Origin of the sequence: Mesorhizobium sp. M0854, from assembly GCF_040319815.1 — a bacterium.
Taxonomy (GTDB): Bacteria; Pseudomonadota; Alphaproteobacteria; order Rhizobiales; family Rhizobiaceae; genus Mesorhizobium.
The window spans coordinates 43,815-63,385 of record NZ_JAMYOL010000011.1; the positions used below are offsets into that span (position 1 = coordinate 43,815).

General features: G+C 61.9%; 24 protein-coding genes and 1 pseudogene. 8 read left to right on the forward strand and 17 right to left on the reverse strand.

Annotated features, from left to right (window positions below; all coding sequences use genetic code 11):
* Window positions 1-3: 3 nt before the first annotated feature.
* On the reverse strand, window positions 4-1,116 hold the full coding sequence (locus NKH99_RS18395) for an endonuclease/exonuclease/phosphatase family protein (RefSeq protein WP_353014908.1): 1,113 nt from the start codon (window positions 1,114-1,116) through the stop codon (window positions 4-6).
* Here NKH99_RS18395 and NKH99_RS18400 point away from each other — a divergent pair.
* The 3 genes from NKH99_RS18400 to NKH99_RS18410 all read left to right on the forward strand — a co-directional run bounded on the left by NKH99_RS18400 (window position 1,115) and on the right by NKH99_RS18410 (window position 2,346).
* On the forward strand, window positions 1,115-1,252 hold the full coding sequence (locus NKH99_RS18400) for a hypothetical protein (protein ID WP_352470206.1): 138 nt from the start codon (window positions 1,115-1,117) through the stop codon (window positions 1,250-1,252). The genes NKH99_RS18395 and NKH99_RS18400 overlap by 2 nt on opposite strands.
* A 49-nt stretch (window positions 1,253-1,301) precedes the next feature.
* Window positions 1,302-1,886, forward strand: coding sequence for a BA14K family protein (locus tag NKH99_RS18405; protein WP_352539591.1), 585 nt, complete (start codon window positions 1,302-1,304; stop codon window positions 1,884-1,886).
* A gap of 175 nt (window positions 1,887-2,061) precedes the next feature.
* Window positions 2,062-2,346 (forward strand): PilZ domain-containing protein, encoded by a 285-nt coding sequence (locus NKH99_RS18410; protein WP_352470452.1) that lies wholly within the window; start codon window positions 2,062-2,064, stop codon window positions 2,344-2,346.
* A gap of 10 nt (window positions 2,347-2,356) precedes the next feature.
* Here the strand turns inward: NKH99_RS18410 and NKH99_RS18415 are convergent, their stop codons facing one another.
* The 6 genes from NKH99_RS18415 to NKH99_RS18440 all read right to left on the reverse strand — a co-directional run bounded on the left by NKH99_RS18415 (window position 2,357) and on the right by NKH99_RS18440 (window position 6,920).
* A complete protein-coding gene (locus tag NKH99_RS18415) occupies window positions 2,357-2,821 on the reverse strand; it encodes a hypothetical protein (RefSeq protein ID WP_353014910.1) in 465 nt (154 codons plus the stop codon).
* A complete protein-coding gene (locus tag NKH99_RS18420; RefSeq protein WP_353014912.1) occupies window positions 2,822-2,980 on the reverse strand; it encodes a hypothetical protein in 159 nt (52 codons plus the stop codon). It abuts the gene before it with no gap.
* Window positions 2,973-3,494, reverse strand: coding sequence for a hypothetical protein (locus NKH99_RS18425; protein WP_352539589.1), 522 nt, complete (start codon window positions 3,492-3,494; stop codon window positions 2,973-2,975). The genes NKH99_RS18420 and NKH99_RS18425 overlap by 8 nt, the downstream gene beginning before the upstream one ends.
* Before the next feature lie 494 nt (window positions 3,495-3,988).
* On the reverse strand, window positions 3,989-4,966 hold the full coding sequence (locus tag NKH99_RS18430; RefSeq protein WP_352831147.1) for a DUF3592 domain-containing protein: 978 nt from the start codon (window positions 4,964-4,966) through the stop codon (window positions 3,989-3,991).
* 257 nt (window positions 4,967-5,223) lie between these two features.
* Entirely contained in the window at window positions 5,224-6,243 is a 1,020-nt protein-coding gene (ilvC, locus tag NKH99_RS18435) for a ketol-acid reductoisomerase (protein ID WP_023676662.1), read from the reverse strand.
* A 23-nt stretch (window positions 6,244-6,266) separates the two neighbouring features.
* Window positions 6,267-6,920, reverse strand: a complete 654-nt coding sequence (locus NKH99_RS18440; protein WP_352539587.1) for a TetR/AcrR family transcriptional regulator — start codon at window positions 6,918-6,920, stop codon at window positions 6,267-6,269.
* Window positions 6,921-7,075: 155 nt separating this feature from the next.
* Between NKH99_RS18440 and NKH99_RS18445 the strand changes: the two genes are divergently transcribed.
* A complete protein-coding gene (locus NKH99_RS18445; protein WP_352919470.1) occupies window positions 7,076-7,504 on the forward strand; it encodes an anthrone oxygenase family protein in 429 nt (142 codons plus the stop codon).
* 38 nt (window positions 7,505-7,542) lie between these two features.
* Here NKH99_RS18445 and NKH99_RS18450 read toward each other — a convergent pair whose 3' ends face one another.
* Window positions 7,543-7,995, reverse strand: a complete 453-nt coding sequence (locus NKH99_RS18450; protein WP_352470199.1) for a MarR family winged helix-turn-helix transcriptional regulator — start codon at window positions 7,993-7,995, stop codon at window positions 7,543-7,545.
* A 100-nt stretch (window positions 7,996-8,095) separates the two neighbouring features.
* Here NKH99_RS18450 and NKH99_RS18455 point away from each other — a divergent pair, with 100 nt between their 5' ends.
* Both NKH99_RS18455 and NKH99_RS18460 read left to right on the forward strand, forming a co-directional pair.
* Window positions 8,096-8,401 carry a Rieske (2Fe-2S) protein gene (locus NKH99_RS18455; protein WP_352470198.1) on the forward strand — a complete coding sequence of 102 codons (306 nt, stop codon included), beginning with the start codon at window positions 8,096-8,098 and terminating at the stop codon, window positions 8,399-8,401.
* Between the two features lies 1 nt (window position 8,402).
* Window positions 8,403-9,128 (forward strand): glutathione S-transferase family protein, encoded by a 726-nt coding sequence (locus tag NKH99_RS18460; RefSeq protein WP_353014915.1) that lies wholly within the window; start codon window positions 8,403-8,405, stop codon window positions 9,126-9,128.
* On the opposite strand, the pseudogene NKH99_RS18465 reads toward NKH99_RS18460, so the two are convergent.
* Window positions 9,076-9,737, reverse strand: a pseudogene (locus NKH99_RS18465) (FAD-dependent oxidoreductase). The gene NKH99_RS18460 and the pseudogene NKH99_RS18465 sit on opposite strands and share 53 nt — an antisense overlap.
* Window positions 9,738-9,811: 74 nt before the next feature.
* The gene (locus NKH99_RS18470; protein WP_352466906.1) at window positions 9,812-10,222 is read right to left on the reverse strand and encodes a winged helix-turn-helix transcriptional regulator; all 411 of its coding nucleotides are present in this window, start codon (window positions 10,220-10,222) and stop codon (window positions 9,812-9,814) included.
* A gap of 136 nt (window positions 10,223-10,358) precedes the next feature.
* Here NKH99_RS18470 and NKH99_RS18475 point away from each other — a divergent pair, with 136 nt between their 5' ends.
* Window positions 10,359-11,249, forward strand: a complete 891-nt coding sequence (locus tag NKH99_RS18475) for an SDR family oxidoreductase (protein WP_353014917.1) — start codon at window positions 10,359-10,361, stop codon at window positions 11,247-11,249.
* A gap of 43 nt (window positions 11,250-11,292) precedes the next feature.
* Here NKH99_RS18475 and NKH99_RS18480 read toward each other — a convergent pair whose 3' ends face one another.
* The 3 genes from NKH99_RS18480 to NKH99_RS18490 all read right to left on the reverse strand — a co-directional run bounded on the left by NKH99_RS18480 (window position 11,293) and on the right by NKH99_RS18490 (window position 16,121).
* Window positions 11,293-13,212: a potassium transporter Kup gene (locus NKH99_RS18480; protein WP_352450049.1), complete on the reverse strand. Its 1,920-nt coding sequence runs from the start codon at window positions 13,210-13,212 to the stop codon at window positions 11,293-11,295.
* 158 nt (window positions 13,213-13,370) lie between these two features.
* Complete coding sequence (locus NKH99_RS18485; RefSeq protein WP_352539580.1) at window positions 13,371-15,284, reverse strand: potassium transporter Kup; 1,914 nt, start codon at window positions 15,282-15,284, stop codon at window positions 13,371-13,373.
* A gap of 96 nt (window positions 15,285-15,380) precedes the next feature.
* Window positions 15,381-16,121: a pyridoxine 5'-phosphate synthase gene (locus tag NKH99_RS18490; RefSeq protein ID WP_352471639.1), complete on the reverse strand. Its 741-nt coding sequence runs from the start codon at window positions 16,119-16,121 to the stop codon at window positions 15,381-15,383.
* A 115-nt stretch (window positions 16,122-16,236) separates the two neighbouring features.
* On the opposite strand from NKH99_RS18490, the gene NKH99_RS18495 reads away from it, so the two are divergent.
* On the forward strand, window positions 16,237-16,641 hold the full coding sequence (locus NKH99_RS18495) for a SpoIIAA family protein (protein WP_352450052.1): 405 nt from the start codon (window positions 16,237-16,239) through the stop codon (window positions 16,639-16,641).
* Between the two features lie 19 nt (window positions 16,642-16,660).
* Here NKH99_RS18495 and NKH99_RS18500 read toward each other — a convergent pair whose 3' ends face one another.
* The 4 genes from NKH99_RS18500 to nthA form a co-directional block, all read right to left on the reverse strand.
* Complete coding sequence (locus tag NKH99_RS18500) at window positions 16,661-17,788, reverse strand: ATP-dependent DNA helicase (protein ID WP_023720791.1); 1,128 nt, start codon at window positions 17,786-17,788, stop codon at window positions 16,661-16,663.
* A gap of 148 nt (window positions 17,789-17,936) precedes the next feature.
* Complete coding sequence (locus NKH99_RS18505) at window positions 17,937-18,269, reverse strand: nitrile hydratase accessory protein (RefSeq protein WP_353015029.1); 333 nt, start codon at window positions 18,267-18,269, stop codon at window positions 17,937-17,939.
* 19 nt (window positions 18,270-18,288) lie between these two features.
* The gene (gene nthB / locus NKH99_RS18510) at window positions 18,289-18,948 is read right to left on the reverse strand and encodes a nitrile hydratase subunit beta (RefSeq protein ID WP_353014919.1); all 660 of its coding nucleotides are present in this window, start codon (window positions 18,946-18,948) and stop codon (window positions 18,289-18,291) included.
* Window positions 18,945-19,550 carry a nitrile hydratase subunit alpha gene (gene nthA / locus NKH99_RS18515; protein WP_352501008.1) on the reverse strand — a complete coding sequence of 202 codons (606 nt, stop codon included), beginning with the start codon at window positions 19,548-19,550 and terminating at the stop codon, window positions 18,945-18,947. Before nthA ends, nthB begins: the two co-directional genes overlap by 4 nt.
* Window positions 19,551-19,571 lie beyond the last annotated feature (21 nt).

Sequence of the window (19,571 nt, forward strand, 5' to 3'; positions counted from 1 at the left end):
GTCTCACACCATGTCGAGGGCAATTGCTACTGGGCAATGGTCGGATGCCTTCGGCCGGTCCCACCCGGCGCGTGGGAAGCGCTCGACCTCCTGGCCCGCCGGAAATATGGTGCGCCAAGGCTGCCCGCTACGGATGATATCGGGAACGGCGGTGGCGTTCTGCCTGGCTAGCGCCCTCGACAAAAGGATGTAGTCGAGCTGGCAGAGATGCCGCTCTTCCGGTCCGCGCGTGTGATAGAAAGTCCAGCGGTCCATTTCCGGCCGCCGCTCGACCGCGTTTTCGCAAAAACCGCCGGCAGTGAGCACGTCGATGCAGGACCAGGTCTCGTCGATCACCTCGAAGCGATGGCCGTCGAAAACATCGCCAGTGATCTTCACGCGCTGCCGGTAGTCGTTCATGTCGCCGCAGATTGCCCAGCGCTTGTCGGCGGCATTATCCTTACCGAAGCGCTCCTCGATGATCCGGCGCACCGCTTGCGCCTCGGCGATGCGCAGCGGCATTGTCGCCTCGCGGCCGTCGAGGCCGTTACGGGGCGAGCCCATCGACTTGAAATGCACGAGATACAGCGTCAACGGCGCGCCAGCGACCGTCAGATCGATTTCCAGGCAGTCGCGTCGGAAGATGCGTTCATTGGCCTGGTGACCAAGCGCTGCCAATTCCGCCGTGTGCAGGCCGAATTGCTTGAACGTGACATAGGCGTAGCTAGTCATGCGCACGAATTCGATTGGCTGGCCCTGCGCGGTCTCGTTGCGCATCATCACGGCGACGTCGATGCCGCGCGAATCATTGCCGGCGGTGGTGTATTTCTGCCGGTAGCCTTGCCCCACCATCTTGAACAGATAGCCATATTCGAAGGCCCTCAGCGCCTCGATATTGTCGACTTCCTGCATGCAGATGATGTCGGCGCGGGTGGCCGCGATCGCCAGCGCCGTCAACTGGCGCGTGTCGTCGGACTGCGCGATCGCCCGCGCCTGCTCGAGCATCTTGTATTCGGCCTCGCTCTGGATGTCGAAAAGCGCCAGTGTGCGATCTTCGTTGAGCTGATTGCGGTATCCGGAATAATCAAACCTGTTCATTAGGTTTTCGACGTTGAAGGTGGCAAGGCGCAGCGACATGGCTTTGAGCTTTGCCCGCAAGCGCGCCCGAAAACAAGGGCGCAGAAACCAGGCGGCTCTGATTGATCGCGCGCTCGCCATGGTTGACGGAACCTTTTTGTTCATCTTCCGTTCAGATGGAAAGTTCCATCAATAGGCCCTTCCCCGAGGTTTCTGGGCGTGGGGCCTGAATTTCGGAGAGTGCGATGAAACCGCTCTTTTTGTCTTCCGTCAGATCCGGGCTGATGGCCCTCGGTCTGATCGCCAGCCTCTCGGCCCCGTCGCTTGCCGGGCCGATGCCCAAACCCCTGCTGCCGGTGGCGGGCAACGCTGCCGACATCGTGCAAATTCGTGAAGATTGGGCAGGCGGCAATGACAGGCAGATCTGGCGTTGGCGCAATCGCGGCTTTCGGCAATGGCACGGCGGCGACGATTGGAGATGGCGGTCCCACAATTTCCGCGGCCGTCATTTTTCGAGACACTGGGACAATGGCGGCTGGGACGACAGCTGGCGCTGGCGCCACCATCGCCGCCATTACCGCGGCGGCTACTATGATGATGGTGCGGGTGCCGCGATTCTTGGCTTGGGCCTGGGCCTCGGCCTTGGCAGCCTGTACAACAGCTACAACTACTACGACGCGCCGCCACCGCGCCGCTATTATCGCGCAGGGCGGCTTTCCAGTGCTCATGTCCAATGGTGTTACAATCGCTACCGGTCGTACCGCGCCTGGGACAACACCTTCCAGCCCTATTACGGGCCGCGCCAGCAATGCTACTCGCCCTATAGGTAAGCAGGCCGACAACAAGCATCATTCGGCGCCGTGCTTCGCGGCGCCTTTTTCTTCCAGCCAGGAACCGCGAACATCGCCCAGTCCCGACTGCTGATAACGCTATTTTTATCAGGCAGGTCTAATAATCCTCCCGATCAGAACGCCCGAGACGCGAAAAATGGCTGGATTGCGTGCGATGGCCGAGGACGAACAGAGGGACAAACACCGGCAGCGCGTCTTGAAGGGCGCGACGATCCTGACCGGCGTGAGCAATTCCGAGGTCACATGCACGCTGCGCAACATGCACGCCGGCGGCGCCGAATTGAAGGTCTCGATCGACGCGCGCGTGCCCGATGAGTTCCTGCTCTATGTTCCGACCGACGGCATTGCCTACAAGGCCGTGGTCCGCTGGCGCCGCGAGGATCGTATCGGCGTGATGTTCACCGGTACCGAACCAAAGCCCAGTTGGCACTACGGCTGAGATCCCGGCGCTATCCGGGTGGCAGGACTCGCAGTGTCTGCTCGTCAAACAGCGGCTCATCCTGGCCGACGCGAACGAATAGAAGCTTTCGCAGTTCGGGCGATTGCACCTCGAAATACTGAATGCCGTCCGGGGCTTCGCCCCATTCGCCGCAAGGCGGTACGCCGACCTCGTCAGGGTTGGCGACGGTCTTCAATTCCTCACGATAGGCGGCATTGGGACTGAAAACATACCGGAGGATGCGCGCGGGCGTCGCCCCTTCGGTGTAAGGCATGAGCACGCAACGTGTGCTGATGGCTTTCTCGGTCTTCTCCGTAAAAATGCGCTGCAACGCAGCATCGGCGGCCTCGCCAGGCAGCATATCGAAGACTTCGACGACAGGATCGGCCGGCCCGCCGTCGCTGTATTTGATGGCAAGAGCATTGCCGCCAAGCTCGAAATGAATCCGGCGAAGACCGAAATCGCAACGCTGCACTCAGGCAGCCAGCCCGACATCCCTGTCCGCCAGCCGTTCCCAGGTGCATTTGTCGACAGGCGGACGCGACGGCTTGCCTTGATCGGCGCGAGCGCCGGTTGCCATGGCAACAAGGACCGGCAGGGCGCAGATGCAGGCCGGCAGTCTCTTGCTATTCATCGCTGCAACCCGACAAGGTAAAGGCATCCCAGGCTGAACCGTCGGGATTGGCATTGGCGAAATCGGGCCATTCGGTAAAAATCGCGCCGAAGTCAGGCAACAGCAATCCTGCCGGTGCCGGCGAGGCTTCGCGGGAATTCAACTGCTCGGCACCGCCTGCATTGAACGCATAGACTTGCCCATCCCACACTCTGCACAGCCCGGTGCCGTCCTCGAGACCAGCCTCACGATCGTCGTCGGTGCAGGTGTGCCGGATCGTGCCCACAGGAAAGGAGTACTTGCCATTGGTCCAGGTAATGTCCGACGGCAGACGAATGTCGGTATTGGGCACGATCAACGAAAAGACCTCGGTCGTCAGCGCGGCCGGCTCGTTGTTGGTTGGCCGGAACTGTATCGTCGCTCCCGAACGCGGCTCGCGATAGGTCGCATGGCTGAGCGAACATTCTGTTGCGTTCGCTGCTTGCAACAGGCTCAGCATGCTCAGAAAAATAGCTGCTGCTTTGCGGATGATCATTTAAGTCCCTTGGAGCAGCATCATTGTGAAGTTTGAGCATCGATGCTTTAGCATGGCCCAAGGCCGCGTCGAAAAGAAAGAATCGATGATGCGAAATCTCTTGATGCTCATTTCGATCTTAACATTTACGTGCGGCAGCGCCTTTGCCACGGAACCCTATGTGGGCACATGGTCCGGGGACAGATCGAACTGTACCGCCGTTGCGGATGTTCAACGCCAGACTGTCTACACATTGTACCGCGACGCGCTGTCGGTCCCTGCTCTCGGCTGCGAACACGCATCGTTTCTCAAGACGCCTACGGGCTGGGTGGCTCGGGCCAGCCAATGCTACGGATCCGACCCGTCGGCCGAAGAGCCGTTCTCCCGTGTCATCCATATTGTGGTCGACGGGGCGACGGTGAGATTGACATGGCCTGGCTTCGACAGCGGAGTTCTTGTCAGATGCTGAAGACAGGCGTCTTTTTCCGCTGGATATGCAGCCTAGGACAGCAGCTTCAGATGACGCCTACCAGCAGCGCGGCTCCACCGAGGAGGCCAACTGCGCAGACCCACAGGAGCCAGAGCCCGCTCACCCTGCATTCGAGAACCGCTGCAACCGGGTTGTCGGGATCGTAGTGGACCTCGACCTTGTCGCCCTGGAGGTAGCGCTGCGATCGACCGCTGACGAGGCTCGGCAGCGAAGCCGTCACGTTTGCGCCGAACGCGATGCGATCGGCGGCGTAGCGCTGGCCGGCGACGCTATAGCTGTAGACGACGCGGGATTTGAAGACTGTCCGCCAGGGCCGATAGCCGCCTCCGGACCTGTCGCGGGTCTCGAATTTCTGCAGGCCCGAAGCATCGATGCGTCCTGCCGTGATCGGCCATTTGGCCGCCTGTTCCGCAAGTGACTTCTGGGCAAAGCCCATGCGCAGGACAAACAATCCCATGAAAAGCAGCAGGGCAGCGGCGCCGAGGTTCTGCGGCCTGGGCAAAAACGGCCGGATCGCTTCGAGGACGCCGCCGACGGAGAAGACCAATACAAGCGCGCCGACCACCAGCCCGGCCGAAAGCTGGACCATGAACTTGAAGGAGCCGTCGGGCATGGTGCGTTCGATCACCGCCTTGGCTGGATCGGCCGGATTGTAGAAGACGGTTACGCCGGCCCCGTTTGGAAATTTCGCAAGGGTTTCCGCCACTGCAAAGTTTCCAAGGTTCTCCTGCACGCTGTAGTGCGAACTGCGAAATGTCTTGCCGTTCACCTTGTATTCGAAGGTGATTGCCGGGAAGTTGCGGATTTCGGTCGACCCTCTGCTGTCCGAACCGGATCCCGAACTGGTCACCTCGCGGGCCTCGACCCGCGACGAGATGATTTTTCCCGGCGTCGGAGACCAGCGGCTGACCGCCCTCACCTCCCACCATTTCAGCAAGGTGACGAGGGAGAGCATGCCGGCAACCGCGCAGGCAAACCCGATCAACAGAAATTTGAGTTCCAACTCTCACCCCCTTGGCACTTTTGTGCCATGCCCCGCACAGGCATATCACGGTGATGAGGATAGTGCGCCTGTCCAGAAGCCTGGAAACCACACGATCTTGATGCGAAAAGGCCGGCGGATCGCTCCGCCGGCCTTTCTTGATCGGCAATGAAATTGCGATCAGTTCTTGGCCTTGTCGACCAGCTTGTTCATGGAAATTCCCACGCGCCCGCAGGGCGAAGCCCGAGGACGGGTAACGAAACGAACGTGGACGTCCTTCAGTTCTTGGCCTTGTCAACCAGCTTGTTCTTCGAAATCCACGGCATCATCGCGCGCAGCTTGGCGCCGACTTCCTCGATCTGGTGGCTGTCGTTGTTGCGGCGGATGCCCTTGAAGCGCGACATGCCGGCGCGGTATTCCTGCATCCATTCCGAGGTGAACTTGCCGGTCTGGATATCCTTCAGCACGCGCTTCATCTCGGCCTTGGTCTCGGCGGTGATGATGCGCGGGCCCGAGACATATTCGCCCCATTCGGCGGTGTTCGAGATCGAGTAGTTCATGTTGGCAATGCCGCCTTCATAGATCAGGTCGACGATCAATTTGACCTCGTGCAGGCACTCGAAATAGGCCATTTCCGGCGCGTAGCCGGCTTCCACCAGTGTCTCGAAGCCGGCGCGGATCAATTCGACCAGGCCGCCGCACAGCACCACCTGCTCGCCGAACAGGTCGGTCTCGCACTCCTCGCGGAAATTGGTCTCGATAATACCCGAGCGGCCGCCGCCAACGCCGCAGGCATAGGAGAGCGCCAGGTCGAGCGCATTGCCCGAAGCGTCCTGGTTGACCGCGACCAGGCACGGCACACCACCGCCCTTCTGGTATTCGCCGCGCACCGTATGGCCAGGCCCCTTCGGCGCGATCATCACGACGTCAACCGAAGCTTTGGGCTCGATCAGGCCAAAATGCACGTTGAGGCCGTGGGCAAAGGCGATCGCTGCGCCATCGCGGATGTTCGGCGCGATCTCGGATTTGTAGATGTCGGCCTGCAGCTCGTCCGGCGTGGCCATCATCATCAGGTCGGCCCACTTGGCGGCATCGGCTACGCTCATCACCTTGAGCCCGTCGGCCTCGACCTTCTTGGCGGTCGCCGAGCCGGCCTTGAGGCCGATGGCGATGTCTTTGACGCCGGAATCCTTAAGGTTGAGCGCATGCGCCCTGCCCTGGCTGCCATAGCCGATGATGGCGACCTTCTTGCCCTTGATCAGGTTGAGATCGGCATCGCGATCGTAATAGACACGCATTTTTGTTCCTTCCCGTTTTGAATTCAGAGGCCTTGCGGCCCGGTTTTTGCCCCGTAAAGAGCGAGAAACTGCTGCGTCGCCCGGACGGCATCGCCGCCGATCGCCGCATCAGTCAATTCCAGCCGGTCGCCAAGCAGCAGGCGGATCTGCACGTCGCGGGCGACCAGCCCGAAAAAGGTGCGGAACGCCGTCTCCGCGTCGGAAAACTCGAGGAAACCAGCTTCCTTGCCTGCCTCCAGCACCGGTTTAAGGCGCCGGGCCAGTGCGAAGCGGCCGTTCTCCAGCACGATGGCGCCGAGATCGTCCTTCCCCGAACTAGCATGGCCGACCGCCACCCTGTTCAGCGCGATCGAGGTGTCGCTCGAAATTACCTTGAGCCAGTCCGAAGCGAAGCGTTCGAGGCTCGCCGTCAGCGAAGGGAGGTCGAGCCCCTTGCGGTCGACCGGCACTACCCGCACCTTAGACGCCTGCCATTGTACCGTTGCCGTCAACAGCCCGTCGCGATCGCCGAACCATTTGTAGAGCGTCTCCTTCGAGCAGCTCGCCCGCCGCGCCACGGCGGTCATGGTCAACTGATCGCCCTCCTCGACCAGCAGGCGAAGGGCGGCGTCGAGCACGTCCTTCTGCCGCTCCGTCAGCGCCTCGCTGGTTTCGATGTCGGTCACAGCGTGCAACACAGTTTTTCCTCAGGAGGCAAACTCGCCGCAGTTCAGATACGAGCTCGATGGCGTACCGTACGTTACGGTTCGGCTTTATGGCGTATTGCCCGACCCGACGCAAGCCTTTATTTCTGTAGCTTGCTCCATGCGGGGCATCACGGGAGACACTGATCATGCTCGCCGGATTGCTTGCGTTGACCGTTACCGCAGTGTTCGCGGGTGCGGCTATCTACGTCAGCGTCGCCGAACAGCCGGCGCGGCTTCGCCTCGAGGACAAAGCATTGCTGCAGGAATGGCAGCCTTCCTACGAGCGCGGCGCCGCCATGCAGGCCTCGATTGCCGTCATCGCCTGTTTTCTTGGCCTCGTCGCGTGGTGGCTGACTGGCAATCTCGCTTATCTGGCCGGCGCCGTGCTGATCATCCTGCCTTGGCCATGGACGCTGCTGGTGATGATGCCGGCAAACAGGTTGCTGGAGGCGATGGACGCGAACTCCGTCAATCCTGAAGCTCGGACATTGATCGCCAAATGGGGCAATCTGCATCTGGTCCGCGTCGGGCTTGGCGTTCTGGCGACGTTGGCATTCCTCTTGGGCAGTGCCTGACCTCGCCAATCGGTCGCCATCTTCGTCATGAAGGCGTGTCACTCCAGGGCGGGCGGATCTCGCAGGCGCCCAAGCAGAGCTGACAGCGCGTCCAGTTCAACATTGGAAAGCCGGGAGCCGACCAACTCCGCGATCGACCGGCCGTAGACAGCCCACATGCGGCGGCGCGTCTCGCGTCCCTTGTCTGTGACGCGGACTGTTTGCCCGCGGCCGTCATCGGCAACTGGAAGCTTCTCGACCTGCCCGTCGGCTTCGAGCCGCGCCAGCAGCCGGGAGATGTTGTACTGCGCAAACAGGGTGCGCTCGGTGAGTTGGAACGGCCGCAATCCGCCCTCGCCCGCCTCGGCAAGCTCGTGCAGGACGTCGTACCAGGCAAGCGGCGGCAGGCCACTGTCCTTCAGCGCGTCCTCGGCTCTTTCCAACAACTGGCGCGAAACCCGCATCAGGCGAGCCCAGGCCTTGATGGCTGGAGGTGAAGGAATCCCGGTCATGATTGCATCGTAGGCGATAGATGCTATTGCATCAAGCTTGACGATCGATGCAAATGCATCTATATAGATGCATTTGCATCAATCACGAGAGGCAATTCCGATGAAGCATGAAATCTGCAAGATCGCCGACATTCCGGAAACAGGCAGCCTCATCGCTCCGTTTTTCGGCCGCGAGGTCCATGTCTACCGCAGCGGCGAGCGTATCCGCGCCGCCGCCAACGTCTGCCTGCATTTCGGTGGCCCGCTCGACTGCAAGGACGGCAAGCTCGTCTGCCAGTGGCACGGCGCCTCGTTCGACATGGCGAACGGTGATCGCCTCGAAGGCCCGGCGCCGAAGGGCTCCCGCCTGATGTTCCTCTCCACCCGCGTCGAGGACGGTGCTTTGAACTATGTCTGGGGGGAGTGAGATGACCGACAAGCTCACTCTCGTCAGCCATCATCTTTGCCCCTATGTGCAGCGCGCGGCGATTTCGCTTCGCGAAAAGGGCGTGCCGTTCGAACGCATCACGGTCGATCTCGCCAACAAGCCTGCCTGGTTCAAGGCGATATCGCCGCTCGGCAAGGTGCCGCTGCTCCGCGTTGAGCATGACGGCCAGGAAACGGTGATCTTCGAATCGCTCGTCATCCTCGAATTCCTCGAGGAAACCCAGCCCAATCCGCTGCATCCCACCGACCCCTATGCCCGTGCCCGGCATCGCGCCTGGATCGAGTTCGGCTCAGCAATCCTCAATGCCATCGGCCGCTTCTATTCAGCACTCACCGAAGCCGCCTTCATCGCCGAACGCGGGGCTCTGGCAGCAATGTTCGATCGCCTGGAAGTGGAACTGGCGAACGGCGCGGCTGGACCATGGTTCGACCGCGAGCGTTTTTCACTGGTCGACGCGGTCTACGGGCCGATCTTCCGCTATTTCGACATCTTCGACCGGATCGGCGATTTCGGCATCCTGGACCGAAAGCCGTTTGTCTCGGCCTGGCGCAAGGCCTTGCACGAACGCCCATCCGTGAAGGACGCGGTCGCTCCCGATTATCCGCAACGCCTCCACGCATTCTTGCAGGCTAAGGGTTCGCACCTTTCGGAAATCATGCGCCAAAACGATCCGGCCACAGCGCTTCCGCAAGCCCGATCGGCTTGAATGGATTGAGCACCGTTCCTGTAACCATGGAAGCAAGAAACTCCGGCGCCGGCGGGACTTTTGCCAGCGTCGCCACCGGCCTGTCGCGGACGAACGGCATCACAATCGAATCCGATTGATAAAACGGCGTCAGCACCAGCGACAGCGTCTGGAAGACCCGCACATGCCATCGCCGCGCCCGAACGTAAGCTTCCAGCGCAGTATCGATACGGTCCGTTCCTATGAGCGCGTAGTTGAGCGCGGCTGCATCGAGCAGCGCCGGGCGGCGCGGAAAAGCACGCCGAACAGAGCCGCGCGGTGCACCGCCAGCCCGAAGCGGCCGCCACTCCGGGCATCGTAGCGGACGTCGAGCACTGTGCGGCCGGTCTTGGCATCTGCACCATGCAGGCGGTCTATGCGGCTGCCCAGCGCCAGAATGTCATCGAGCAGGCCGAGATCGGCAAGCACCGTCAGCCCGGTCGGCTGCAGGATCAGCCCGGACCCGACCGGTTGTGGCTGGTCGAAGCGCTCGAAGATGGTGACCCTATGTCCGGCGCGCGTGAGATAGAGCGCGGCGGCAAGTCCAGCCGGCCCGGCGCCGGCAATCGCGATGTCCAGAGAATTGCCCATCTGCCCGCCCCAACCCAGGCCGGACAATCCTTCAGCACCGCCGCTAAATCAAGCCGCCGTCCCGGCCTGGAGGCTCAGCCTTCGGCAGCATCGAAAACCTTCCGCGCCTCGCGTACGGCGCCGTGATTGAGCTCGGCCCATTGGATCAGCTGATGCAAGGGTCCAAACATCGAGCGCCCGAGATCGGTGAGGCTGTATTCGACGCTCGGCGGTTTGGTCGGAAACACCTGGCGATGAACATAGCCGTCGCGCTGCAGATCGTGCAGCGTCTGGGTGAGCATCCGCTGTGAAATATCGGGCACCAGCCGCCGCAATTCGCCGAAGCGGTACGGCTTCTCGGCCAAGGCCTCCATCAGCAGTGAACTCCATTTATTGCTTATGCCCTGGATCACGTCGCGAACCGGGCAATCCGCAAGGTTTCCGCCACCGCTGCCTGCTTTGTATATCTCGAGCTTCGATCTCAGATTGACGATCTTGCCGTCCATGGTTGGTTCCCTGGGTGTGCCTACCTCCCGCAAAACTGCCTTCTTTACGAGGATGGGTCAATTCCTATTTTAGTGCTGGTCTCTTTTTGAGACTAACATATGCACCCGCCGCTCCGGCGCAACGTCAGGACATCTCATGACCGACACCCTTCTCGTCACCGGCGCCTCCGGCCAGCTTGGCCGGGGCGTCATCAATCATCTGCTTGACACGCTCAAGGTCTCCCCTCAGCGCATCATCGCCGCCACCCGCAACCCGGAAAATCTGGCCGATCTGGCAGCCCGAGGCGTCACCATCCGGGCAGTCGACTTCGACGACGCCACGTCATTGGCCAGTGCATTCACCGGCGCCGACAGGGTTCTGATCATTTCGACAAACGAGCTCGGCGTTCCGGGCAAGCGCCTGAAGCAACATGAGGCCGCGGTCGCCGCCGCAAAAAGCGCCGGCGTTTCGCATCTGCTCTACACGTCGATGCCCAATCCGGAGCCGGGATCGCCGGTACTGTTTGCGCCCGATCACCACGGCACCGAGCAGGCGATCAAGGCGAGCGGTATCCCCTACACCATCTTCCGCAACGGCTGGTACCAGGAGAACCTGTTCATGGCGCTGCCGCATGCCATCGCCTCGGGGCACTGGTACACATCCGCTGGAGACGGCCGCATTGCCCACGGCGCGCGCGACGATATGGCCGCGGCAATCGCCGCCGGCCTCGCTTCGAGTGCAACCGAAAGCACGACATACACGCTGACGGGTCCGCAGGCCTATACGGTGGCTGAAATCGCGGCCCTCGTCACCGAAGTTACCGGCAAGCCGATCGAGGTCGTCCAGCTTTCGGACGAAGCGCTGACCGGGGGATTGAAGGCAGCCGGCGTCCCCGAAGGTTTCGCCCCGGTCATCGTTTCGTTCGACACCAACACACGCTCCGGCCGCATCAACATGGTGACGGACGAGATCGAGACGCTGTCCGGCAGGAAGCCGCGGCCGCTGAAGCAATTTCTTGAGGCAAATAAGGCGGCTCTGGTGAGCTGAGCCTGACAAATGGCCGTGCCCTTCGAAGGGCACGGCCATTCATTTAGATAGCCACCTGCGTTCCGATCTCGACGACGCGTCCGGTCGGGATCTGGAAATATTCCGTCGCATCGGCCGCCGTGCGCGCCAGCCCGATGAACAGCTTGTCCTGCCAGACCGGCATGCCGGAATTGGGCGAGGCCTTGAGAGAGCGCCGCGACAGGAAGAAGGACGTCGTCATGATGTCGAACTTCCAGCCCTGTTTGCGGCAGATCGCCAGCGCACGCGGGATGTTGGGCTGCTCCATGTAGCCGAAGGTCAGCGTCACCCGCATGAACAGCTCGTTGACCATTTCCATCTTGACGCGCTCGCTGTCGGGCACAACCGGCTGCGGTGCGGTCACTACCGAAAGGATGACGTTCTGCTCGTGCAGCACCTTGTAGTGCTTCAGGCTGTGCATCAGCGCGGTCGGCGCGCTCAGGGGGTCGCTGGTCAGGAACACCGCGGTGCCCGACACCAGATGCGGTTTCTTCTTCAGCAGATTGCCGGCGAGGAAATCCAGCGGGATCTCGTTCCGGCGCGTCTTGTCGAACAAATAGCGGCTGCCGCGGATCCAGGTCCACATAGTCATCACGATAACTGCGGCGATGGCAAGCGATGCCCAGCCACCTTCAAACACCTTGACTATGTTGGCGGCAAAGAAGCCGGTATCGACGAAGGCGAACACGGCCATCAAGGCGATCGCGACGCCGAGCGGCCATTTCCAGATGCGCGTCATCACAACAAAAAGCAGCACATTCGTCACCAGCATGTTGCCGGTCACCGAAATGCCGTAGGCCGAGGCCAGGCGGCTGGATTCGCCGAAGCCGACCACCAGCAACATCACCACCAGCGCCAGCATCAGGTTGATGCGCGGCAGATAGATCTGGCCCGACTGTTTTTCCGACGTATGCTGGATAACGAAACGCGGCAGCATATTGAGCTGCACCGCCTGTCTGGTCAGCGAAAAAGCGCCGGAGATCACCGCCTGGCTGGCGATGACGGTCGCCGCCGTCGCCAGCACGACCATCGGAATAAGCGTCCAGCCCTGGTTCATCTCGAAGAATGGATGACCGACAACGCCGCCATTTGCCAGCACGAAGGCGCCTTGCCCGACATAATTGAGCAACAGACAAGGGAACACGATTGCCAGCCAGGCGAGTACGATCGGCTTGCGGCCGAAATGGCCGAGGTCGGCATAGAGCGCCTCGGCGCCGGTGACGGCGAGGAAGACCGCACCAACCGTGACGAAGGCGACATCGGGCGAGTTGACCAGGAACGACACGATGTAATGCGGGCTGATCGCCAGCAGGATTTCCGGATCGGCGATGATGTGGTTAATGCCGGAAAGGCCGATGGCCAGGAACCACAGCGCGGTGACTGGCCCGAACACCAAACCTACGCCGCCGGTGCCGAATCGCTGTACCGCAAACAGGATCGCCAAGATGGCCAGTGTCAGTGGCACCACATAGGGCTGGAATGTCGGCGTGACGACGTTCATACCTTCGACCGCCGATAGCACCGAGATCGCCGGCGTGATGACTGCGTCGCCGAAAAAAAGCGCCGCGCCGACGATGCCGATGCCGAGGATCACCGCCGAGCGCGTCGGGAAGCTGTTGCGCGCCAGCGCCATCAGCGACAGCACCCCGCCCTCGCCTCGATTGTCGGCGCGGAGCACGAACATGATGTATTTGATGGTGACGGTGATCGTCAGCGACCAGATGATCAGCGACAACACGCCGAGGATGTCGCCACGGTTGGCGACGTTGCCACCGGCCGATGCGTGCAACGCCTCGCGAAATGCATAGATCGGGCTGGTACCGATATCGCCGTAAACCACGCCGAGCGCGCCCAGCATCAGCACCTTGGTGCTGTGCTGTTCGACCTCAGAATGGCTGGATTGTTCGACAGGTTCTGCCTCGTTACCAGCATTGGTAAGGGCCATGGACGACACTCCGGTAAGCGGGCGGTGCTCTACGCTTGCTGCGCTGCAATATCAAGTGCCGTCACGTAATGGCTCCGTCCCGATATTGCGAGCCCTCCACGACTTGGCAGACTCAGTCCGATCGGCAGACCACCTGGAATGTCGCAACGGACACGTTTTTAAATAGCCACCTGCGTCCCGATCTCGACCACCCGTCCGGTCGGGATCTGGAAATATTCCGTTGCATCGGCCGCCGAGCGCGCCAGCCCGATGAACAGCTTGTCCTGCCAGACCGGCATGCCGGAATTGGGCGAGGCCTTGAGAGAGCGCCGCGACAGGAAGAAGGACGTCGTCATGATGTCGAACTTCCAGCCCTGTTTGCGGCAGATCGCCAGCGCACGCGGGATGTTGGGCTGCTCCATGTAGCCGAAGGTCAGCGTCACCCGCATGAACAGCTCGTTGACCATTTCCATCTTGACGCGCTCGCTGTCGGGCACAACCGGCTGCGGTGCCGTCACCACCGAAAGGATGACGTTCTGCTCGTGCAGCACCTTGTAGTGCTTCAGGCTGTGCATCAGCGCGGTCGGCGCGCTCAGCGGATCGCTCGTCAGGAACACCGCGGTGCCCGACACCAGATGCGGCTTCTTCTTCAGCAGATTGCCGGCGAGGAAATCCAGCGGGATCTCGTTCCGGCGCGTCTTGTCGAACAAATAGCGGGTGCCGCGTATCCATGTGGACATGATCAGCCCCATGCCGCAGGCGACCGTGATCGACACCCACCCGCCTTCGAGGATCTTGACGACGTTTGCGAGGAAAAATCCAGTATCGATCGTGCCGAACAGCAGTGTGAGCGCGGCTGCCAGTGCAAGCTGCCATTTCCACCGGAACCGCATCACCACAAACAACAGGATGGTTGTCATCAGCATTTCGCCAGTCACCGAAATGCCATAGGCGGAAGCCAGCGAACTCGAACTGCCAAAGCCGACCACCAGCAGCATCACGCCGAGCGCGACCACCAGATTGACCCGCGGCATGTAGATCTGGCCGGATTGCATCTCGGAAGTATGCTGCACCTCGATACGTGGCAGCAGATTGAGCTGCACCGCCTGCCGCGTCAGCGAGAAAGCGCCGGAGATCACCGCCTGACTGGCGATCACCGTCGCTGCCGTGGCCAGCCCAACCATGGGCATTAGCGCCCAATCCGGCAGCATCTGGAAGAATGGATTGGTGGGTTTGCCGCCGTTGGCCAGAACGAACGCGCCTTGTCCGAAATAGTTGAGGAGCAGACAAGGGAACACCACGGAGAACCACGCCAGCACGATCGGCCTGCGGCCGAAATGGCCGAGATCGACATAAAGGGCTTCGGCCCCGGTGACCGCCAGGAACACAGCCCCGACCGTGACGAACGCACCGGTGGGCGTATTGGCCAGATAAGCGACCGCGTAATAGGGATTGATCGCCAGCAGGACCGACGGGTCGTCCAGCAGATGGTAGACCCCGGCGGCACCGATCGCCAGGAACCACGCTGCCGTCACCGGTCCGAACACGGCCGCCACCCTGCCGGTGCCAAAGCGTTGCACGGCAAAAAGCATTGCCAGGATGATCAGCGTGATCGGAACAACATAAGTTTCCAGCGTCGGGGTCACCACTTCCAGGCCCTCGACCGCCGAAAGCACGGAGATGGCCGGCGTTATGATGGCGTCGCCGAAAAACAGCGCCGCGCCGCAAAGTCCGATCCCCAGAATGAACCGGGCTCCCTTTGGATAAGCGTTGCGCGCAAGCGCCATCAGCGACAGCGTGCCGCCCTCACCCTTGTTGTCGGCTCTGAGCACGAAAGCGACGTACTTTATCGTGACGATGATCGTCAGCGCCCAGACGATAAGCGACAGCACGCCAAGGACGTCGTTGCGCGCTACCGGTCCCGACGATGCGTGCAGCGCTTCCCGAAACGCGTAGATTGGGCTCGTGCCGATATCGCCGTAAACCACGCCCAACGCGCCCAGCATCAAAACTCTGGTGCTGTGCTGCTCGGCCTTGGAGTGGCTGGATTGTTCGATGGGTTCTGCCTCGCTACCGGCGTGGGCAAGAGCCATGGACGACACTCCCATAGACGTGCGGCGCTCGACGCTGCGGGATGGAAAGGACGCGCTGCCGTGCCCGGAACGCATGGCCTATCGGCTCGCCTTTCTCTACCAGCCACAAGCCTTCAGAAACCGCCTGACCGTTGCGGCCATGCCATACTCCAACGCATCGGCTGTCAACCCATGTCCGATCGACACTTCGGCCAATGCCGGGATGCGCCTGGCCAGCGCCGGCAAATTGCTCACCACAAGGTCGTGCCCGGCGTTGACCTGGAGCCCTGCCGCCAATGCGGCATCCGCCGTCTTTCCCAATTTCTCCAATTCCTTCGCCGCTTTTGCCGAATCGGAATGATAGCTGCCGTATGGACCCGTATAGAGTTCGATCCGATCGGCGCCGGTGTCGCGAGCGGCGTTCACGCCAGCGGGATCCGGATCCGAAAACAGCGACACGCGAAAGCCTCCCTTCTTCAGGCGCTTGACGACCGGTGTCAGGAACGCAGCCTCGGCGGCGAAGTTCCAGCCATGGTCGGAAGTCGCCTGCGCCGGGTCGTCGGGCACCAGCGTCACCTGCTCGGGCTGATGCTTTTCCACAAGCGCCAGGAACTCCTCGGTCGGATAGCCCTCGATGTTGAATTCCGCATTCGGGAACTCGTCGTCGATCAGCGCCCTGATCTCAGGCAGATCGGAATGCCTGGTGTGCCGCTCGTCGGGTCGCGGGTGCACCGTGAGCCCATGCGCGCCGGCGGCAAGGGCGATGCGTCCGAGCCCCGTCACGCTTGGCCACGGCAGGTCGCGCCGGTTGCGCAGCATGGCGATCGCATTGAGATTGACGGAAAGCTTTGCAGGCATTTGCACGGCTCCAGGCTGATCTTGGCGCGCATCTATACCGCCTTTAATGGGAACAGACAGAGGGTTTCAGGTGTTCCAAGGTGTGCGAAGGAAATCGAGCGCAAGGAGTTCCCTGTTGAATTTTCTCGAGGCCGTGCCGGCGGTTCGCCGCATCGACACCGATCGCGAAGACCTCTTCGCCATCGATGTCGTCGGCCATGTCGCAGCGGCTGACGCCGAAAACCTGTTCGGATTGCTGGAGGCGGCCTATGCGCTGCATCCGAAGATCGACGTGCTGGTGCGCCTGATCGACCATGAGGGTGTCGACTGGGCCGACGTATCGGACGAGACGATCGAACAGGGCATAGCTCATGCCGTGGAGCATATCGGCCGCTGCGCGGCGATCGGTGAGCCGAACTGGATACCGGAGGCAAGAGCCTTTTTGCCTGCCTCTTTGCCTATCGAACTCCGGCATTTCGAGGCCAAGGACGAAGCCGCCGCCTGGGAATGGCTTGACGCCAGACCGATCGCCCAGCGCTGATACGACGGACCTGACAGCCCTATCGGACGATCGTCAACCGTTCGGCCGCGCGCGTGATCGCGGTGTAGAGCCAACGCTGGCGAGTTTCCTTGAATGCCCAGCTTTCGTCGAAAAGCACGATCTCGTTCCATTGCGACCCTTGCGCCTTGTGCACGGTCAGCGCGTAGCCGTAATCGAAATCGTCGAAGCGCTTCTTCTGCTGCCAGGGAATGTCGGCGTCGGGATCTTCGAATGCCGCTTTGAGCAGCTTGATCTTGGCGACGCCGCGATCCGGGTCATCTTCCTCTGGTGAGACCAGCAGATTGATGCCGGGCTTGACCGTCTCGCGCGACGAGGTCATCACCTTCCACAACGAGCCGTTGAGCAGTCCCTTGGCCGGATCGTTGCGCAGACAGACCAGCTTGTCGCCGGCTTGCGGATAATCGGCGTTGAACCCCTTCAGCTCGCGCAGCCGCTGGTTGTAACGGCGGCGCGTGCGGTTGGTGCCGACCAGCACCTGGTCCGCTTTCAGCACCAATTCCTGGGTGACGTCTTCCTTGCCGATCACCTGCGCCGCGCCATAGTCGCCGCGCATGAACTCGCGGCCCTCGCGCACGTCAAGCGCCAGCCGGATGATCGGGTTGTCTCGCGCCTGGCGATGGATTTCGGTGAGCAGAATGTCCGGCTCATGGTCGGTGAAGAAGCCGCCGCCGGAGATTGGCGGCAACTGGCCGGGATCGCCGAGCACCAGGATCGGCGTGCCGAAGCTCATCAGGTCACGGCCGAGTTGCTCGTCGACCATCGAGCATTCGTCGATGACGACGAGCTTGGCTCGCGAGATCGGGCTCTGCCGGTTGAGCGAAAATGTCGGCGACATCGATGTCTTGCCGGTCACCTCGTCCGCTACCGATTCCTCGCCCTTCGGCCGGTAGATCAGCGAATGGATGGTGCGGGCATTGACCGCGCCCTTGGAACGCAGCACCTGCGCCGCCTTACCGGTAAACGCGGCGAACTGTACCTGGCCGTCGACATGCTCGGCGAAATAGCGCGCCAGCGTCGTCTTACCGGTGCCGGCATAGCCGAACAGCCGGAACAGCTGCGGCTTGCCGGCTTTCAGCCAGCCGGCCACCGCCTTCAGCGCCTCGTCTTGTTGAGGAGAGAATTCCATCAGCGCGACAGACCGGATTCGCGAGGGAAAGACAAGGTGACTGCCGTCACCGGCAAATTTTCATCGCCGGCAATCACGCCGCTGCGACAGGGTCAGGCTATCAGTGACGAACAGGAACGTAAAGAGAACAAGGCCAGGCGACCGCAGCTTACCCGGCCCGCTGTGGATCGTTCTCCATCTGGATCGGCTTGCCATGCGGTGTTGCGTGCGCGGCGCGTTCCCAGGCAGCGGCGAGCGCATCGACGTCGCGCTTTCCGGCAACGCCCTTGGCCAAAAGCAGCTTTTCCAGCGCTGCCAGCCAGTGCTCGTAGTAATCGTGACCGTCGCGCGCGGCGCCCGGCCGCTTCACCTCTGCCGACAAAGCATCCGCCCATTCGCTCCACGAAAACAGCCCGTTGTCGTGCAGTGCTACCGTCATGGCAAAGGCCTCTGCTTGCCACGGCTCGGCAAACACAGGCGCCTCGACACCGGCGGGCAGCATGGCGGCAACTGAGCCCGTCTCACGCCGGCTCAAGGTAGCTCTCCCAGGCGTCGATCGACACGACAAGTGTCGGATCGGCGCCCTCGCCCCAGATTTCGCCGCCGGTGAAGGCCACCGTATAGACCCATTGCGGGTTTTCGCCCTGGCCGTGCGCATTGGTGTCGGGAAAGACAAAGCCGTCGCGCACAGCCTCGACGACGCCTCGCTTGCCGCGTGCATAGCGCGGCAGTCTGGTGTGGCCGGTCGGATGAAAGTTCTTGGTTCGCACGGGGTCGCCCGCCTTGAACCGCGCAGGCGCGGCGACAGGCCGGTCGCAGTGCCCGCCCTTGGCCAGCACCGCCGGAACGTCCTTAGCCTTCAGCACCCGTTTGGGTGTCGCTGCCGGGTCGACTGCGTCGCCCGTAGTCAGGTCCCCGTCGCTGACGAAATCATGGCGTTTGAGCAGCACCTCCAGCGCCTTGATCCATATCTGGTAGTAGCTGGAGGCATAATAATCCGCTGGATGCAGCGATTCCCGCGCGTGCCGGCTCTCGTCGATGGTCCAGGCGCCCATGGCGCCGGCGCACAACGTCACGCCCAGCGCCCGCCTTTCCCAATCGGCATGGAAATAGGGTTCGTCAGGTTCGGGCGCGACCGGCCCGAAACCCATCTGGCCGCCGAGATCCTGCGGCCCGTTCATGCCGGTTCCCGCACCAACGCCGTGCCGATCATGGCATCGCGCGTCACCAGATCGGCGAGCCTTGCCTCATCCCAGCCCTCCGTACCCCGGGGGCGCATCGGCACCACCAGATAGCGCAGCTCGGCGGTCGAATCCCACACCCGGATTGTCGTCCTCGCCGGCAAGGTCAGACCGAATTCCTCGAGCACGCCGCGCGGATCGATCACTGCGCGCGAACGGTAGGGCGGCGCCTTGTACCAGACCGGCGGCAGGCCGAGCACCGACCACGGATAGCAGGAGCATAGCGTGCAGACGACGAGGTTGTGCGTGTCGGCCGTGTTGAACACCGCCTGCATGTGCTCGCCTTGCCGGCCGGTGTAGCCGAGCGATTCGATTGCCGCCGTCGCATCACGCTTCAGCCATGCGGCAAACCCGGGATCAACCCAGGCCTTCGCCACCACCTTTGCGCCGTTGCGCGGCCCGATCTTAGTCTCATAGGTGTCGACGATAACATCGATCGCCGCCGGATCGATCAGGCCTTTGCGGGTGAGAATCGTCTCCAGCGCGCGCACCCGCGCCGCAAAGGGATCAAGCTCGTTGTCGTGGTCGTGATTGTGCGGCATGGCGTCAAATTACGATCGCGG

What these genes read in the sequence shown, in the direction of transcription:
- NKH99_RS18405 (WP_352539591.1), top strand. Translation starts at nt 1,302, where the DNA reads ATGAAACCGCTCTTTTTGTCTTCCGTCAGATCCGGGCTGATGGCCCTC.
- NKH99_RS18455 (WP_352470198.1), top strand. Translation starts at nt 8,096, where the DNA reads ATGAAGCATGAAATCTGCAAGATCGCCGACATTCCGGAAACAGGCAGC.
- NKH99_RS18400 (WP_352470206.1), top strand. Translation starts at nt 1,115, where the DNA reads ATGGCTTTGAGCTTTGCCCGCAAGCGCGCCCGAAAACAAGGGCGCAGA.
- NKH99_RS18450 (WP_352470199.1), bottom strand. Translation starts at nt 7,995, where the DNA reads ATGACCGGGATTCCTTCACCTCCAGCCATCAAGGCCTGGGCTCGCCTG.
- ilvC (WP_023676662.1), bottom strand. Translation starts at nt 6,243, where the DNA reads ATGCGTGTCTATTACGATCGCGATGCCGATCTCAACCTGATCAAGGGC.
- NKH99_RS18480 (WP_352450049.1), bottom strand. Translation starts at nt 13,212, where the DNA reads ATGGCCCTTACCAATGCTGGTAACGAGGCAGAACCTGTCGAACAATCC.
- NKH99_RS18470 (WP_352466906.1), bottom strand. Translation starts at nt 10,222, where the DNA reads ATGGACGGCAAGATCGTCAATCTGAGATCGAAGCTCGAGATATACAAA.
- NKH99_RS18395 (WP_353014908.1), bottom strand. Translation starts at nt 1,116, where the DNA reads ATGTCGCTGCGCCTTGCCACCTTCAACGTCGAAAACCTAATGAACAGG.
- NKH99_RS18420 (WP_353014912.1), bottom strand. Translation starts at nt 2,980, where the DNA reads ATGAATAGCAAGAGACTGCCGGCCTGCATCTGCGCCCTGCCGGTCCTT.
- NKH99_RS18485 (WP_352539580.1), bottom strand. Translation starts at nt 15,284, where the DNA reads ATGGCTCTTGCCCACGCCGGTAGCGAGGCAGAACCCATCGAACAATCC.
- NKH99_RS18425 (WP_352539589.1), bottom strand. Translation starts at nt 3,494, where the DNA reads ATGATCATCCGCAAAGCAGCAGCTATTTTTCTGAGCATGCTGAGCCTG.
- NKH99_RS18505 (WP_353015029.1), bottom strand. Translation starts at nt 18,269, where the DNA reads ATGCTGCCCGCCGGTGTCGAGGCGCCTGTGTTTGCCGAGCCGTGGCAA.
- NKH99_RS18500 (WP_023720791.1), bottom strand. Translation starts at nt 17,788, where the DNA reads ATGGAATTCTCTCCTCAACAAGACGAGGCGCTGAAGGCGGTGGCCGGC.
- NKH99_RS18410 (WP_352470452.1), top strand. Translation starts at nt 2,062, where the DNA reads ATGGCCGAGGACGAACAGAGGGACAAACACCGGCAGCGCGTCTTGAAG.
- NKH99_RS18445 (WP_352919470.1), top strand. Translation starts at nt 7,076, where the DNA reads ATGCTCGCCGGATTGCTTGCGTTGACCGTTACCGCAGTGTTCGCGGGT.
- NKH99_RS18460 (WP_353014915.1), top strand. Translation starts at nt 8,403, where the DNA reads ATGACCGACAAGCTCACTCTCGTCAGCCATCATCTTTGCCCCTATGTG.
- nthA (WP_352501008.1), bottom strand. Translation starts at nt 19,550, where the DNA reads ATGCCGCACAATCACGACCACGACAACGAGCTTGATCCCTTTGCGGCG.
- NKH99_RS18490 (WP_352471639.1), bottom strand. Translation starts at nt 16,121, where the DNA reads ATGCCTGCAAAGCTTTCCGTCAATCTCAATGCGATCGCCATGCTGCGC.
- NKH99_RS18475 (WP_353014917.1), top strand. Translation starts at nt 10,359, where the DNA reads ATGACCGACACCCTTCTCGTCACCGGCGCCTCCGGCCAGCTTGGCCGG.
- nthB (WP_353014919.1), bottom strand. Translation starts at nt 18,948, where the DNA reads ATGAACGGGCCGCAGGATCTCGGCGGCCAGATGGGTTTCGGGCCGGTC.